Origin of the sequence: Leclercia sp. UBA7405 (assembly GCF_037152215.1) — a bacterium.
Taxonomy (GTDB): Bacteria; Pseudomonadota; Gammaproteobacteria; order Enterobacterales; family Enterobacteriaceae; genus Enterobacter; species Enterobacter pneumoniae.
Genome location: NZ_JBBCMR010000002.1, coordinates 31,122 through 45,198, shown reverse-complemented (window position 1 = coordinate 45,198; position 14,077 = coordinate 31,122). Strand labels below are relative to the sequence as shown.

Below are 14,077 nucleotides of genomic sequence, written 5' to 3'. Positions count from 1 at the left end.
TTAACCCGATAGCAGTATTCATGGGAGCATAAAATGAGTGATGACATCGCGCTGCCGCTGCAATTTACTGAAGCAGCAGCTAAAAAAGTAAAAGACCTGATCGCCGACGAAGATAACCCGGCGCTGAAATTGCGTGTTTATATTACCGGTGGCGGTTGTAGCGGCTTCCAGTATGGATTTACCTTTGACGATCAGATTAACGATGGCGATATGACCATTGAGAAGCAGGGCGTGGCCCTGGTGGTCGACCCGATGAGCCTGCAATATCTGGTGGGTGGCGCGGTGGACTACACCGAAGGCCTGGAAGGTTCCCGTTTCGTGGTAACTAACCCGAATGCCAAGAGCACCTGCGGGTGCGGCTCCTCCTTCAGCATCTAAAATTGCAGGGTGCAGAAGACAAAAACGGCAACCCCTGGGTTGCCGTTTTGCTTTTCAGCGCCCGTTTTCGTCCAGCGCAAAAGTAGGTAGCTTCAGGTGCCAGCGAATAGCCGCCAGACGAATGGTCAAGGTGACCACCATCCCTAGCATGGCAGCGCTTTCAAGCGGCATGCCGAAGGTATACCAGGCGGTGGCGTGAACGATGCCGCCAACGATACAGGCTGTGGCGTAAATTTCAGTGCGCAAAATCATGGGCACCTCGCGGGCCAGAATATCGCGAATAATCCCGCCACCGACTCCGGTCAATACACCCATGCAGATAGCGACCATCGGACCGGTTCCTGCCATAAAGGCTTTGTTCACGCCAATGCCGACGAAGACCGCCAGCCCCACGGCATCCAGCACGGGCAGAATCCACTTCGGTAGACGTCGCGGCTGACGCACCAGTACGATGGTAAGCAGGCAGGTAACCATCGCTACGACCAGATCGGTAGGATCTTTCACCCAGAACACAGGGCCATGATCGAGCGCCATATCGCGGATAGTGCCACCGCCCACGGCTGTGACCACCCCTAACACCAGAACGCCAAACGGGTCCATGCGTAATTTACCGGCCAGCAGAACGCCGGAAATCGCAAAAACGGCTGTACCGAGAATATCCAGCCAGTAAACGAGCATCGTTAAATCCCCGAAAGTGATTAATGACTCTGCGCCAGCGCAGAACAGAGTTGTTTTGCGGCGAGGATAATACGCGGGCCTGCACGCTCAAACCAGTCGCTGGTGAGTGGAATCACGGGTATTTTTAGCTGGCTATGCCAGTATTGCTCGATTTTGGGAATTTCGCCTGCCCCGCCGGCAACGACAATCGCCTGAGGATGGCGCATCAACACTTGTTCGCGGCTTACCTGCGGCCAGGGCACCCGGCTTTCAGCGAAGATATTCTCCCCGCCACACAGCTCCAGAACCTGGTGCTGCAGTGATCCGGCACCCGTGGTAAACAGGGGCTGGCTGCCGAACTGTAAGAAGACGCGTTTGCGCGATGGCGTGTTGTATTTCGCTTTTAACGCCTGATAGTCATCCAGCATTTGTTGGGCTGCGCGTTCCGCTTTTTGCGGCGCTGGACTGTAGGGGGCGAGATCGCGAATCGCTTGCGCGACCTGTTCGATACTGATGGCGTCAACCCAGACGACCTTAATGCCCAGGGAGGAGAGTTGATTGATCTGCCTCTCGGCATTCCCTCCGCGCCAGGCCAGCACCAGATCCGGTTTTAGCGCCACAATGCGTTCGACGTTCATCCCCTGCCAGGTAGCAACCTGCTCGATAGTTTTCGCGGCGGGCGGATAGTCGGAATAGCTACTCACGCCAACCGGCGTGATGCCAGCGGCAAAGGCCAGCTCGGTATTGGCAGGGGAGAGGGTAATAACACGCGGCGCAGCATTTAGCCACGCCGGTGTGAGCAGAAGCAGGGCGAACAGCGCCCTGTATAGCGACTTAACCACGCGCCAGTTTCTGCACCAGGGTCTCAACCATCAGGCTGGACTGCTTAGCCGCCACGACGAGGAACTCATCGAAACTCAGGTGAGATTGCTGATCGGCCACGTCGGAGATGGCGCGAACCACCACAAACGGCACCTTAAAGTTATGACAAACATGGGCAATAGCGGTCGCTTCCATCTCCACGGCAATCGCCTGTGGGAAGTTATGGCGGATCTTCGCCAGGGAGACGGAGCCGTTGATGAAGGCATCGCCGCTGACAATCAGGCCACGTACCGCGTTCAGGTTCAGCTCAGCGATGCAGTTTTCTGCTGCGGTAACCAGCTTCTCATCGGCCTTGAAGCCTGCCGGGCAGCCAGGGAGTTGACCCAGCTCGTAACCAAAGGCGGTGACGTCGGCATCGTGATAACGCGCTTCATCAGAGACGACGATATCGCCCACTTTCAGAGTCGGCGCCAGGCCGCCAGCGGAGCCAGTATTGATAATCACGTCCGGCTTGCAGCACTCTAACAGCAGCGTTGTGCCCAGCGCGGCCGCCACTTTACCAATACCGGATTTCAGCAGAGCAACTTCAGTTCCGTTCAGCAGGCCGGTATAGATCTCGCAGCCGCCCAGGGTGAGGGTCTGACTGTTCTCAATTTTGTCACGCAGCAGCGTAACTTCTTCTTCCATTGCTCCAATAATACCGATTTTCATAGATTTACTCGCGATGTGCCATGATTAGAGGCATAGTCTATCATGCGCTTCAGGGGAAACGCATTTTCCGCGCGGGAGAGCACATGTCACATATCGATTTTCGCAACAAAATTAACTGGCATCGGCGTTACCGCTCGCCGCAAGGTCATAAAAGCGAACATGAGATCCTGCGGATCTTCGAAAGCGATCGCGGGCGCATTATCAACTCAGCGGCAATCCGCCGACTGCAACAAAAAACGCAGGTTTTTCCCCTCGAACGTAACGCTGCCGTGCGTACACGTCTCACCCATTCGATGGAGGTCCAGCAGGTTGGCCGCTACATCGCGAAAGAGGTGTTAAGCCGCCTCAAAGAGCAGCGTCTGCTGGAGGCCTACGGTCTGGATGAACTGACGGGGCCGTTCGAAAGCATCGTTGAGATGGCCTGTCTGATGCACGATATCGGTAACCCGCCGTTTGGCCATTTTGGTGAGGCCGCTATCAACGACTGGTTCCGCCAGCGTTTGTTCCCGTCGGATGCCGCCAGCCAACCGCTGAGCGAGGATCGCTGTATTGTGCGCGACCTGCGCCTGCGGGAGGGCGAAGAGGCGCTGAATGAACTGCGGCGCAAGGTACGTCAGGATCTCTGTCATTTTGAGGGTAACGCGCAGGGGATACGCCTGGTGCACTCTCTGATGCGCATGAACCTCACCTGGGCCCAGGTGGGCTGTATTTTAAAATATACGCGTCCAGCCTGGTGGCAAGGAGAACCTCCTGCCAGCCATCATTATTTGATGAAAAAGCCTGGCTATTACCTCTCGGAAGAGGCCTATATCGAACGGTTGCGTAAAGAGTTGTCGCTGACGCCTCATGGTCGTTTTCCATTGACCTGGATTATGGAGGCTGCGGACGATATCTCCTACTGCGTGGCCGACCTGGAGGATGCGGTTGAAAAAAGAATCTTCAGCGTAGAGGAGCTTTATCAGCATCTTTATGACGCCTGGGGGACGCATGAAAAAGGATCGCTATTTTCTCAGGTTGTAGAAAATGCTTGGGAGAAATCGCGCGCGAATTCCCTGCGGCGCAGCGCTGAAGATCAATTCTTTATGTATTTGCGCGTCAATACGCTTAATAAGCTGGTGCCCTATGCGGCAAACCGCTTTATTGATAATTTGCCGATGATTTATCGCGGCGACTTTAATCAGGCTCTGCTTGAAGATGGCAGTGATTTTAGTCAATTACTTGATTTGTATAAAAATGTTGCACTTCGCCATGTATTTAGTCACCCGGATGTTGAACAGCTCGAATTACAGGGATACCGCGTTATTAGCGGTTTGCTGGAGATCTATCGTCCCTTATTGCAATTATCGACCGATGAGTTTACCGAGCTGGTAGAAAAAGAGCGGGTACGACGTTTACCTATCGAATCACGTTTATTTCAGAAACTCTCCACCCGTCATCGACTGGCCTACATTGAGTCCGTCGGGAAATATGATCGACAGGCGTTAGACTGGCCAGTATATGAATACTATTATCGTTGTCGCCTGATTCAGGATTATATCAGCGGCATGACAGACCTATATGCCTGGGATGAATATCGCCGTTTAATGGCGGTTGAATAAAGCGTGAGTTTTGTAAAGATGGCCAATAAATTTTTACTTTTCCTGAGATCGTAATACTGGAACTTCGCGCTATAAAACGAATCTCATGTACACAGCAATTGTGCGTTACTGGCAAATCGAGATTGAGAAAGATGAAAAAAACCACATTAGCAATGAGTGCATTAGCGTTGAGTTTAGGATTGGCGTTGTCTCCACTTTCTGCATCAGCTGCAGAGACCGCTTCGGCAACCACCGCCCAGCAGATGCCAAGCCTGGCACCGATGCTGGAAAAGGTGATGCCATCGGTGGTGAGCATTAACGTTGAAGGCAGCACCGCGGTAAACACCCCGCGTATGCCGCGTAACTTCCAGCAATTCTTCGGCGACAACTCGCCGTTCTGTCAGGACGGTTCGCCGTTCCAGAGTTCGCCATTCTGCCAGGGCGGTCAGGGCGGCGGTGACGGCGCAGCGCCGCAGCAAAAATTCATGGCACTGGGTTCCGGTGTCATCATCGATGCGGCTAAAGGCTACGTCGTGACGAACAACCACGTGGTGGATAACGCCAACAGCATTAAAGTGCAGATGAGCGATGGCCGTAAGTTTGACGCCAAAGTGGTGGGTAAAGACCCGCGCTCCGATATCGCCCTGATCCAGATTCAGGATCCGAAAAACCTGACGGCGATTAAGCTTGCCGATTCCGATGCTCTGCGGGTGGGTGACTATACGGTAGCCATCGGTAACCCGTTCGGCCTTGGCGAGACAGTCACCTCCGGTATTGTCTCCGCGCTGGGTCGTAGCGGCCTGAATGCAGAAAACTATGAAAACTTCATCCAGACCGATGCGGCGATTAACCGCGGTAACTCCGGCGGTGCGCTGGTCAATCTGAATGGTGAACTGATCGGTATCAACACCGCGATTCTGGCCCCGGACGGCGGCAATATCGGTATCGGCTTTGCTATTCCGAGCAACATGGTTAAAAACCTGACCAGTCAGATGGTTGAGTTTGGCCAGGTGAAACGCGGCGAACTGGGGATTATGGGGACTGAGCTGAACTCGGAACTGGCGAAAGCGATGAAAGTCGATGCTCAGCGCGGTGCCTTTGTCAGCCAGGTGATGCCGAACTCCACCGCTGCGAAAGCCGGTATTAAAGCGGGTGACGTTATTACTACCCTGAACGGCAAGCCAGTAAGCAGCTTTGCCGCGCTGCGTGCGGAAGTGGGCTCTATGCCAGTTGGCAGTAAAGTCTCGCTGGGCCTGTTGCGTGAAGGTAAGCCGGTCAACGTGACCCTGGAACTGCAGCAGAGCAGCCAGAGCCAGGTCGATTCCAGCTCTATCTTCAGCGGCATCGAAGGCGCTGAGATGAGCAATAAAGGGCAAGATAAAGGCGTGGTGGTGAGTAACGTGAAAGCCAACTCTCCGGCTGCGCGCATTGGCCTGAAGAAAGGTGACGTGATTATGGGCGCTAACCAGCAGCCGGTGAAAAACATCGCTGAGTTGCGCAAAATTCTCGACAGCAAGCCTTCGGTGCTGGCGCTGAATATCCAGCGTGGCGACACCTCTCTCTATTTGTTAATGCAGTAATCTCCAAAGCCCCTGCGTCCGGTGATGCAGGGGCTTTTCCTCTTTCTGTGACCCTTTCCACAAGTCCATACATCTCCCCCCGTTTTTGTGCATTCGCACAATGCAGCCCCGGTTGAACTTCCCTATGCTTGAGCTCTGCTCAGAGGAGGACGACATGGCTGGCTGGCATCTTGATACCAAAATGGCGCAGGATATCGTGGCACGAACGATGCGCATTATTGATACGAACATCAACGTTATGGATGCCCGCGGGCGGATCATAGGCAGCGGCGATCGTGAGCGTATTGGGGAATTGCACGAAGGCGCACTGCTGGTGCTTTCTCAGGGGCGCGTGGTGGACATCGACGATGCGGTGGCCCGCCATCTGCACGGCGTGAGACAGGGTATTAACCTGCCGCTGCGTCTGGAAGGCGAAATTGTTGGCGTTATCGGGCTGACCGGGGAGCCCGAGTCATTGCGCAAGTATGGCGAGCTGGTGTGCATGACCGCCGAGATGATGCTGGAACAATCCCGCCTGATGCACCTGCTGGCTCAGGATAGTCGTCTGCGTGAAGAACTGGTGATGAACCTGATTCAGGCTGAAGAACACACCCCGGCGCTAACCGAATGGGCCCAGCGTCTGGGTATCGATCTGAATCAACCGCGCGTGGTCGCGGTGATTGAGGTCGACAGCGGTCAGCTGGGCGTAGACAGTGCCATGGTTGAATTGCAGCAACTGCAAAACGCGCTGGCGACGCCAGAGCGCAACAACCTCGTCGCGATTGTTTCGTTAACAGAGATGGTGGTGTTAAAACCGGCGCTCAATCAGTTTGGACGCTGGGATGCCGAAGATCATCGTCGTCGGGTTGAGCAGCTTATTGCCCGTATGAAAGAGAACGGGCAACTGCGTTTTCGCGTGGCGCTGGGAAACTACTTCACCGGCCCGGGCAGCATTGCCCGCTCCTGGCGTACTGCGCGGACTACCATGATGGTTGGGAAACAGCGGGTGCCCGAGAGCCGCAGCTATTTCTACCAGGATTTGATGCTACCGGTACTGCTCGACAGTCTGCGCGGGGGCTGGCAGGCGAATGAACTGGCCCGCCCGCTGACGCGTCTGAAGGCGATGGACAACAATGGGCTTTTGCGCCGTACGTTACAGGCATGGTTCCGTCACAACGTGCAACCGCTGGCGACTTCGCGGGCGTTGTTTATTCACCGTAATACGCTGGAGTACCGTCTTAACCGTATCTCGGAGCTGACGGGACTAGACCTGGGGAATTTTGACGACAGACTGTTGCTGTATGTGGCATTGCAGCTGGATGAGCAGAGATAACGCAAAGCAAAACGGCAACCAGGTTGCCGTTTTAAAGGTTTGACCGCACCCGGTATTATTTATTACGGGTCAGCTTCTCAAGATCCGCTTCGATTTCACTGATCTTGTTGGTGACCACGCTCTCCAGGTGGCGAAGATCGTCGAGGATCTTACGCTTGAGATCGACTTCGGTGCGATCGCGCTGGCAAATCTGATCGAGTTCATCGATCACATAGCGCAGATTCGGGCTGATCTCCTGCACTTCTTTATAACCCTGACCAACGCCATCCGCCACAACGGTTTTACGTTGACGTGGGTATTTGAACTTCACGCTCTTGGCGAAGAATTCGCCCTTATCCTTGTGGAAATAGATTTTCAGGATATCGTTGTTGGCTTCCTGCCGGAGGCTGTAACGATCAATTTCATCAGGATTGGTAATGCCCAGACTTTTTAGATTATCGTACATAGCGGTACCCTTGATCTCAACATAACCTATGAATAATTAACGAAAAAATCTATTCTCGCCACCAGCAGATACAAAAAAAGCGGGGTAGCCCCCGCTTTTTGTTATACCTGATTAATCGATGGTACGCAGCAGTTCGTTAATGCCGACTTTGCCACGGGTTTTCGCATCGACTTTCTTCACGATCACCGCGCAGTACAGGCTGTATTTGCCATCTTTCGAAGGCAGGTTGCCGGAGACCACTACGGAGCCCGCTGGTACACGGCCGTAGTGCACTTCGCCGGTTTCACGATCGTAAATACGGGTGCTCTGGCCGATGTAAACGCCCATGGAGATCACCGAGCCTTCTTCAACGATCACGCCTTCAACCACTTCGGAGCGTGCGCCGATGAAGCAGTTATCTTCGATGATGGTTGGGTTAGCCTGCAGCGGCTCCAGAACGCCACCGATGCCTACGCCACCAGAAAGGTGAACGTTTTTACCGATCTGGGCGCAAGAGCCCACGGTCGCCCAGGTATCAACCATGGTGCCTTCGTCAACGTACGCACCGATGTTCACATAGGACGGCATCAGTACAGTGTTACGTGCGATAAAGGCGCCCTGGCGAACAGCGGCTGGCGGCACTACGCGGAAACCCTCTTTCTGGAAGCGCGCCTCGTCGTAATCGGCGAATTTCATCGGGACTTTATCGAAGTAGCGGCTTTCTGCGCCATCAATAACCTGATTATCGTTAATACGGAAAGAGAGCAGCACGGCTTTCTTCAGCCACTGGTGAGTGACCCACTGACCGTCGATTTTTTCTGCCACACGCAGCGCGCCGGAATCCAGCAAAGAAATCACCTGGTTAACCGCTTCGCGGGTTACGGTATCCACATTTGCCGGAGTGATCTCGGCGCGACGCTCAAAGGCGGACTCAATAATGTTCTGTAACTGCTGCATTGTTTACTCTTTCCATTTCACTAAAAAATACGTCACCCTTTATCGTTTGGATTGAGGGCTGCTGTCAACCGTTGTTGCACTTCAAGTTGCAGGTCATTATTAAGGCCACGCCGGTCGGCGGTGGCGATTATAAATAAATCTTCTACTCGCTCACCGATTGTCGTAATTCTGGCACCGTGGAGCGAAATACCGAGGTCGGCAAAGATCTGCCCGACCCGTGCCAACAGCCCTGGCTGATCCAGCGCAATGAGCTCCATAAAGGATTTGCGATCGGTATGGGTTGGCAGGAAATTAACCTCGGTGTCCACGGTAAAGTGACGCAGTTTAGCCGGCTGGCGACGCGGCTGCGGCGGCTGCCAACTGCTCTGGGTGATCGCCTGCTCCAGTCCGAAGCGGATCGGTTCGTGTCGGTCTGACGCCAGCGGGCTGCCGTCCGGCTCCAGCACGATAAAGGTGTCCATCGCCATACCGTCGCGGGTGGTAAAAATCTGTGCGTCGTGCACGCTCAAATTACGTCTGTCCAGCTCGGCACAGACCGCAGCGAACAGGTAAGGCCTGTCCGGGCTCCAGATAAAGATCTCCGTTCCGCCGCGCGTGGCCTGTGGGCTAAGCAGAATGAGCGGTTTGGTGAGGTCGTGCTTCAACAGATGTCGCGCGTGCCATGCCAGCTGATTTGGCGTATGACGCACAAAGTAATTAGCGCGACAACGCGCCCAGATCTGGTGCAGCGCCTCTTCATTAATACTCTCCATGCGCAATAACGCCAACGCCTGTAGCTGATGGTGGCGCACGCGTTCACGCATGTCTGGCGTATTCTGCATCCCGCGTCGTAGCTGTTTCTCCGTGGCAAAGTAGAGCTCGCGAAGCAAACTCTGCTTCCAGCTATTCCATAAAGATTCGTTGGTAGCGCAGATATCAGCTACCGTCAGGCACACCAGGAAGCGCAGACGATTCTCAGTCTGTACCTCTTCGGCAAACTGCTTGATCACCTCCGGATCCTGGATATCTCGCCGTTGCGCGGTGACCGACATCAACAGGTGATGACGAACCAGCCAGGCGACCAGCTGCGTTTCGCGTGAATTCAGTCCGTGAAGCTCGGCGAATTTCAGTATGTCCTGCGCACCCAGCACGGAGTGGTCTCCGCCCCGGCCTTTGGCAATATCATGGAACAGGGCGGCAATAAGGATCAGTTCCGGATGGTTCAGGCGCGGCCAGAGCTCTACGCAGAGCGGATGCTGGCTCCGGGTCTCTTCCCGGGCGAAGCTTTCCAGCTTCAGCAATACGCGAATGGTGTGTTCATCCACGGTGTAGGCATGGAAAAGATCGAATTGCATTTGTCCGACAATATGTGACCACTGGGGCATATAGGCCCAGAGCACGCTGTGGCGGTGCATGGGCAGTAGCCCGCGTTTCACGGCACCCGGATGGCGAAGCATGCTAAGAAACAGCGAGCGGGCTTCCGGAATGTAGCACAGCGGCTGGCGAAGGTGACGGCGAGCGTGGCGCAGATGGCGCAGAGTCGTAGAGTAGATCCCGGTAATCGTGCTGTTACGCACCATGGTATAAAACATCCGCAGGATCGCCTCTGGCTCACGGATAAAAAGCGTTTCGTCGCGCAGGTCGATAAGCGTGCCGCGCAGCTGGAAATCGTCGTCAATGGGGCGCGGTTTTTCATCGGCGGTGAGCGCCAGAATGGCTTCATCAAACAGCTGGAGCAGCATTTGATTCAGCTCGGTGACGCGACGGGTGACGCGGTAGAAGTCTTTCATCATCTGTTCTACCGGCTCGTTCCCTTCGCCGCTATAGTTCAGGCGCTGGGCGACGCTAAGCTGCCTGTCGAACAGCAGGCGGTTATCGTAGCGTGTGATTTCCAGATGCAGCGCGAAGCGGATACGCCAAAGCAGGTGCAGACACTCATTCAGCTCAATACGTTCGGCGGGAGTTAAAAAACCAAAGCCGACCATCTCATCGAGCGAGGTGGCCCCGAAATGGCGACGAGCGACCCATTGCAGGGTGTGGATATCGCGCAGGCCGCCGGGGCTGCTTTTAATATCCGGCTCCAGGTTATAACTGGTGCCGTGATAACGCTGGTGACGTACCTGCTGTTCGTCGACCTTGGCGGCAAAGAATTTTTCTGAAGGCCAGAATCCGTCGCTGAAAATGTGTTTTTGCAGCTCCAGAAATAGCGCGACGTCGCCGATCAGGAGGCGAGTCTCAATCAGGTTGGTGGCGACGGTAAGATCCGCTAAGCCCTCGAGCAGACACTCTTCCAGGGTGCGCACGCTGTGGCCCACTTCCAGCTTCACGTCCCACAGCAGCGTCAACAGCTCACCAATTTTTTGCGCCTGATCGTCGGGCAGCTTTTTACGGCTCAGGATTAACAGGTCGATATCCGACAGGGGGTGCAGTTCGCCGCGGCCGTAACCGCCCACCGCGACCAGCGCCACATCGCTGATTTGGCCAAAGCCATAATCAATCCACAGGCGCTGTAACAGCTGATCAATAAATTCAGTGCGCGCTTCGATGAGTGATTCGGCAGAGATCCCGCTGTCGAACGCTTCACCCAGCCAGTGCTGGAATGTGTCGATATGCGCTTTAATGTCGGCACAGGTGAGATCTGTCTTCGGCCAGACGCCGGGGTTATCCGGCTGGCCGGGCAGGGTGGGGAGTGCCGTGTTGGCATACTGTTCGGGTAAAAGGTTACTCATAGCGCGCCACCCATAAGAAAATATGATAGCCATTAAAAAAGCCGGCATTTGCCGGCTTCTTATCATTCGTTGTGCGAGAGTATCGCCGGGATGGTGTCATCCTTGCGTAACGTCATTATTTCGCAGCCGTTATCTGTCACCACAATAGTATGCTCGTACTGCGCAGACAAGCTTCTGTCTTTGGTTTTCACCGTCCAGCCATCTTTCATGGTGCGGATACGGTAGTCACCGGCGTTAACCATCGGCTCAATGGTAAACGTCATCCCTTTTTGCAGCACCACGCCGCCGTCGTCAGCATCGTAATGCAGCACCTGCGGCTCTTCGTGGAAGACGCGGCCAATACCGTGACCGCAATACTCGCGAACCACAGAGAAACCTTCCGCTTCAACGAATTTCTGAATGGCCGCACCGATAGTGCGCAGGCGAATACCAGGCTTCACCATTTTCAGCGCCAGGTAGAGGCTCTCCTGGGTAATACGGCACAGGCGTTCGCCCTGAATCGTCGGCTTACCGACGATGAACATTTTTGAGGTGTCACCGTGGTACTCGTCTTTAATCACGGTCACATCGATATTGACGATGTCGCCATCTTTCAGCAGTTTTTCGTCGTCCGGAATACCGTGACACACCACTTCATTAATAGAGATGCAGACGGATTTCGGGAAACCGTGATAGCCGAGGCAGGCGGAGACCGCGTGCTGCTCGTTCACGATATAATCATTACAGATACGGTCCAGTTCGCCGGTGCTCACGCCCGGTTTGACGAACGGCTCGATCATTTCCAGCACTTCGGCGGCCAGACGACCGGCAACGCGCATCTTTTCAATTTCTTCAGGTGTCTTAATAGAGATAGCCATGTAATCTGTCCATCGGTGTCGATTTTTTCGACAATACTAGTCTGAGTGCTGTCAATGGTATCAGTCAGGCGTACTGCCTGCCAAATTGAGAATCAGAAGCAGCACGCACGGCCAACAACAGTTGGTTTCTGGTGGCGTTTTGTGGTATAAAGCGCGCCGGACTTCCGATCCATCTCAGATACACAGGGTGGACGGAAGCGACAAATCTCACTTTGTGTAATAACACACACGTATCGGCACATATTCCGGGGTGCCCTTTGGGGTCGGTAATATGGGATACGTGGAGGCATAACCCCAACTTTTAATATAGAGGTTTTAAACATGGCAACTGTTTCCATGCGCGACATGCTCAAGGCTGGTGTTCACTTCGGTCACCAGACCCGTTACTGGAACCCGAAAATGAAGCCTTTCATCTTCGGCGCACGTAACAAAGTTCACATCATCAACCTTGAGAAAACTGTACCAATGTTCAACGAAGCCCTGGCTGAGCTGAACAAGATTGCTTCCCGTAAAGGTAAGATTCTGTTCGTTGGTACTAAGCGCGCTGCAAGCGAAGCTGTGAAAGATGCTGCTAACAGCTGCGACCAGTTCTTCGTGAACCATCGCTGGTTGGGCGGCATGCTGACCAACTGGAAAACCGTTCGTCAGTCAATCAAACGCCTGAAAGATCTGGAAACTCAGTCTCAGGACGGTACTTTCGACAAGCTGACTAAGAAAGAAGCGCTGATGCGCACTCGTGAACTGGACAAGCTGGAAAACAGCCTGGGCGGTATCAAAGATATGGGCGGCCTGCCAGACGCGCTGTTCGTAATCGATGCAGACCACGAGCACATCGCAATCAAAGAAGCTAACAACCTGGGTATCCCGGTATTCGCTATCGTTGATACCAACTCCGATCCGGACGGTGTTGACTTCGTTATCCCGGGTAACGACGACGCAATCCGTGCTGTTAGCCTGTACCTGAGCGCTGTAGCTACTACCGTTCGTGAAGGCCGTTCCCAGGATCTGGCTTCTCAGGCGGAAGAAAGCTTCGTAGAAGCTGAATAATAAGGTTTTACCCCTTATTAGTACCGTGTATGAATAGGGGCCCATTACCGGCCCCTTTTTTCAATTTATACTGTTTGGCCTCCGGCCGGGCAGTTCACATCTCCCGAGGATTTAAGAATGGCTGAAATTACCGCATCCCTGGTAAAAGAGCTGCGTGAGCGTACTGGCGCAGGCATGATGGATTGCAAAAAAGCGCTGACTGAAGCGAACGGCGACATCGAGCTGGCAATCGAAAACATGCGTAAATCCGGTGCGATCAAAGCAGCTAAAAAAGCAGGCAACGTTGCTGCTGACGGCGTGATCATCACCAAAATCGACGGCACCTACGGCATCATTCTGGAAGTTAACTGCCAGACTGACTTCGTTGCTAAAGATGGCGGTTTCCAGGCATTTGCGAACAAAGTACTGGACGCAGCTGTTGCTGGCAAAATCACTGACGTTGAAGTGCTGAAAGCTCAGTTCGAAGAAGAGCGTGTTGCGCTGGTTGCTAAAATCGGTGAGAACATCAACATCCGTCGCGTTTCTTCTCTGGAAGGCGAAGTACTGGGTTCTTACCAGCACGGCGCACGTATCGGTGTTCTGGTTGCGGCTACAGGCGCTGACGAAGAGCTGGTTAAACAGCTGGCAATGCACATCGCTGCAAGCAAACCAGAATTCGTTAAGCCAGAAGACGTGTCTGCTGAAGTGGTAGAGAAAGAGTACCAGGTTCAGCTGGACATCGCGATGCAGTCTGGTAAGCCAAAAGAGATCGCAGAGAAAATGGTTGAAGGCCGCATGAAGAAATTCACCGGCGAAGTTTCTCTGACTGGTCAGCCTTTCGTAATGGACCCAAGCAAGTCTGTTGCTCAGCTGCTGAAAGAGCACAACGCTGACGTAACTGGCTTCATCCGCTTCGAAGTGGGCGAAGGCATTGAGAAAGTTGAGACTGACTTCGCAGCAGAAGTTGCTGCAATGTCCAAGCAGTCTTAATCAGCGAAAAGAAGCCGCCTGAGGGCGGCTTCTTTTTGTCACCCGTCATATAAAATCAGACTGGCTCTAGTATCGCTG

General features: G+C 54.0%; 13 protein-coding genes. 6 read left to right on the top strand and 7 right to left on the bottom strand.

What is annotated here, in order from left to right; all coding sequences use genetic code 11:
- Window positions 1-33 precede the first annotated feature (33 nt).
- A complete protein-coding gene (gene erpA, locus WFN75_RS12570; RefSeq protein ID WP_040077104.1) occupies window positions 34-378 on the top strand; it encodes an iron-sulfur cluster insertion protein ErpA in 345 nt (114 codons plus the stop codon).
- A gap of 54 nt (window positions 379-432) precedes the next feature.
- Here the strand turns inward: erpA and WFN75_RS12565 are convergent, their stop codons facing one another.
- From WFN75_RS12565 to mtnN, 3 genes are read right to left on the bottom strand one after another with little or no spacing between them, the layout of a single operon-like run.
- On the bottom strand, window positions 433-1,056 hold the full coding sequence (locus WFN75_RS12565; protein ID WP_040077103.1) for a TRIC cation channel family protein: 624 nt from the start codon (window positions 1,054-1,056) through the stop codon (window positions 433-435).
- A 20-nt stretch (window positions 1,057-1,076) separates the two neighbouring features.
- Window positions 1,077-1,877, bottom strand: coding sequence for a vitamin B12 ABC transporter substrate-binding protein BtuF (gene btuF, locus WFN75_RS12560; RefSeq protein WP_286783695.1), 801 nt, complete (start codon window positions 1,875-1,877; stop codon window positions 1,077-1,079).
- A complete protein-coding gene (mtnN, locus tag WFN75_RS12555; protein WP_336996267.1) occupies window positions 1,870-2,568 on the bottom strand; it encodes a 5'-methylthioadenosine/S-adenosylhomocysteine nucleosidase in 699 nt (232 codons plus the stop codon). Before mtnN ends, btuF begins: the two co-directional genes overlap by 8 nt.
- Before the next feature lie 83 nt (window positions 2,569-2,651).
- On the opposite strand from mtnN, the gene dgt reads away from it, so the two are divergent.
- The 3 genes from dgt (at window position 2,652) to cdaR (ending at window position 7,037) form a co-directional block, all read left to right on the top strand.
- A complete protein-coding gene (gene dgt / locus WFN75_RS12550; protein ID WP_336996266.1) occupies window positions 2,652-4,166 on the top strand; it encodes a dGTPase in 1,515 nt (504 codons plus the stop codon).
- A gap of 131 nt (window positions 4,167-4,297) precedes the next feature.
- Window positions 4,298-5,725 (top strand): serine endoprotease DegP, encoded by a 1,428-nt coding sequence (degP, locus tag WFN75_RS12545; protein ID WP_336996265.1) that lies wholly within the window; start codon window positions 4,298-4,300, stop codon window positions 5,723-5,725.
- Between the two features lie 154 nt (window positions 5,726-5,879).
- A complete protein-coding gene (gene cdaR, locus WFN75_RS12540) occupies window positions 5,880-7,037 on the top strand; it encodes a DNA-binding transcriptional regulator CdaR (protein WP_336996264.1) in 1,158 nt (385 codons plus the stop codon).
- Window positions 7,038-7,092: 55 nt separating this feature from the next.
- Here the strand turns inward: cdaR and WFN75_RS12535 are convergent, their stop codons facing one another.
- The 4 genes from WFN75_RS12535 to map form a co-directional block, all read right to left on the bottom strand.
- The gene (locus WFN75_RS12535) at window positions 7,093-7,482 is read right to left on the bottom strand and encodes a DUF3461 family protein (protein WP_008501916.1); all 390 of its coding nucleotides are present in this window, start codon (window positions 7,480-7,482) and stop codon (window positions 7,093-7,095) included.
- Between the two features lie 111 nt (window positions 7,483-7,593).
- The gene (dapD, locus tag WFN75_RS12530) at window positions 7,594-8,418 is read right to left on the bottom strand and encodes a 2,3,4,5-tetrahydropyridine-2,6-dicarboxylate N-succinyltransferase (protein ID WP_212477170.1); all 825 of its coding nucleotides are present in this window, start codon (window positions 8,416-8,418) and stop codon (window positions 7,594-7,596) included.
- A gap of 32 nt (window positions 8,419-8,450) precedes the next feature.
- On the bottom strand, window positions 8,451-11,126 hold the full coding sequence (gene glnD, locus WFN75_RS12525; RefSeq protein ID WP_207293027.1) for a bifunctional uridylyltransferase/uridylyl-removing protein GlnD: 2,676 nt from the start codon (window positions 11,124-11,126) through the stop codon (window positions 8,451-8,453).
- Between the two features lie 62 nt (window positions 11,127-11,188).
- Complete coding sequence (map, locus tag WFN75_RS12520; protein WP_040077097.1) at window positions 11,189-11,983, bottom strand: type I methionyl aminopeptidase; 795 nt, start codon at window positions 11,981-11,983, stop codon at window positions 11,189-11,191.
- A 321-nt stretch (window positions 11,984-12,304) separates the two neighbouring features.
- On the opposite strand from map, the gene rpsB reads away from it, so the two are divergent.
- On the top strand, window positions 12,305-13,030 hold the full coding sequence (gene rpsB / locus WFN75_RS12515) for a 30S ribosomal protein S2 (protein ID WP_040077096.1): 726 nt from the start codon (window positions 12,305-12,307) through the stop codon (window positions 13,028-13,030).
- A gap of 117 nt (window positions 13,031-13,147) precedes the next feature.
- Window positions 13,148-13,999 (top strand): translation elongation factor Ts, encoded by an 852-nt coding sequence (gene tsf, locus WFN75_RS12510; RefSeq protein WP_040077095.1) that lies wholly within the window; start codon window positions 13,148-13,150, stop codon window positions 13,997-13,999.
- Window positions 14,000-14,077: the final 78 nt, after the last annotated feature.

Coding starts and splice junctions, on each gene's coding strand:
- cdaR (WP_336996264.1), top strand. CDS start 5,880: ATGGCTGGCTGGCATCTTGATACCAAAATGGCGCAGGATATCGTGGCA.
- WFN75_RS12565 (WP_040077103.1), bottom strand. CDS start 1,056: ATGCTCGTTTACTGGCTGGATATTCTCGGTACAGCCGTTTTTGCGATT.
- glnD (WP_207293027.1), bottom strand. CDS start 11,126: ATGAGTAACCTTTTACCCGAACAGTATGCCAACACGGCACTCCCCACC.
- dgt (WP_336996266.1), top strand. CDS start 2,652: ATGTCACATATCGATTTTCGCAACAAAATTAACTGGCATCGGCGTTAC.
- WFN75_RS12535 (WP_008501916.1), bottom strand. CDS start 7,482: ATGTACGATAATCTAAAAAGTCTGGGCATTACCAATCCTGATGAAATT.
- degP (WP_336996265.1), top strand. CDS start 4,298: ATGAAAAAAACCACATTAGCAATGAGTGCATTAGCGTTGAGTTTAGGA.
- map (WP_040077097.1), bottom strand. CDS start 11,983: ATGGCTATCTCTATTAAGACACCTGAAGAAATTGAAAAGATGCGCGTT.
- tsf (WP_040077095.1), top strand. CDS start 13,148: ATGGCTGAAATTACCGCATCCCTGGTAAAAGAGCTGCGTGAGCGTACT.
- dapD (WP_212477170.1), bottom strand. CDS start 8,418: ATGCAGCAGTTACAGAACATTATTGAGTCCGCCTTTGAGCGTCGCGCC.
- mtnN (WP_336996267.1), bottom strand. CDS start 2,568: ATGAAAATCGGTATTATTGGAGCAATGGAAGAAGAAGTTACGCTGCTG.
- erpA (WP_040077104.1), top strand. CDS start 34: ATGAGTGATGACATCGCGCTGCCGCTGCAATTTACTGAAGCAGCAGCT.
- rpsB (WP_040077096.1), top strand. CDS start 12,305: ATGGCAACTGTTTCCATGCGCGACATGCTCAAGGCTGGTGTTCACTTC.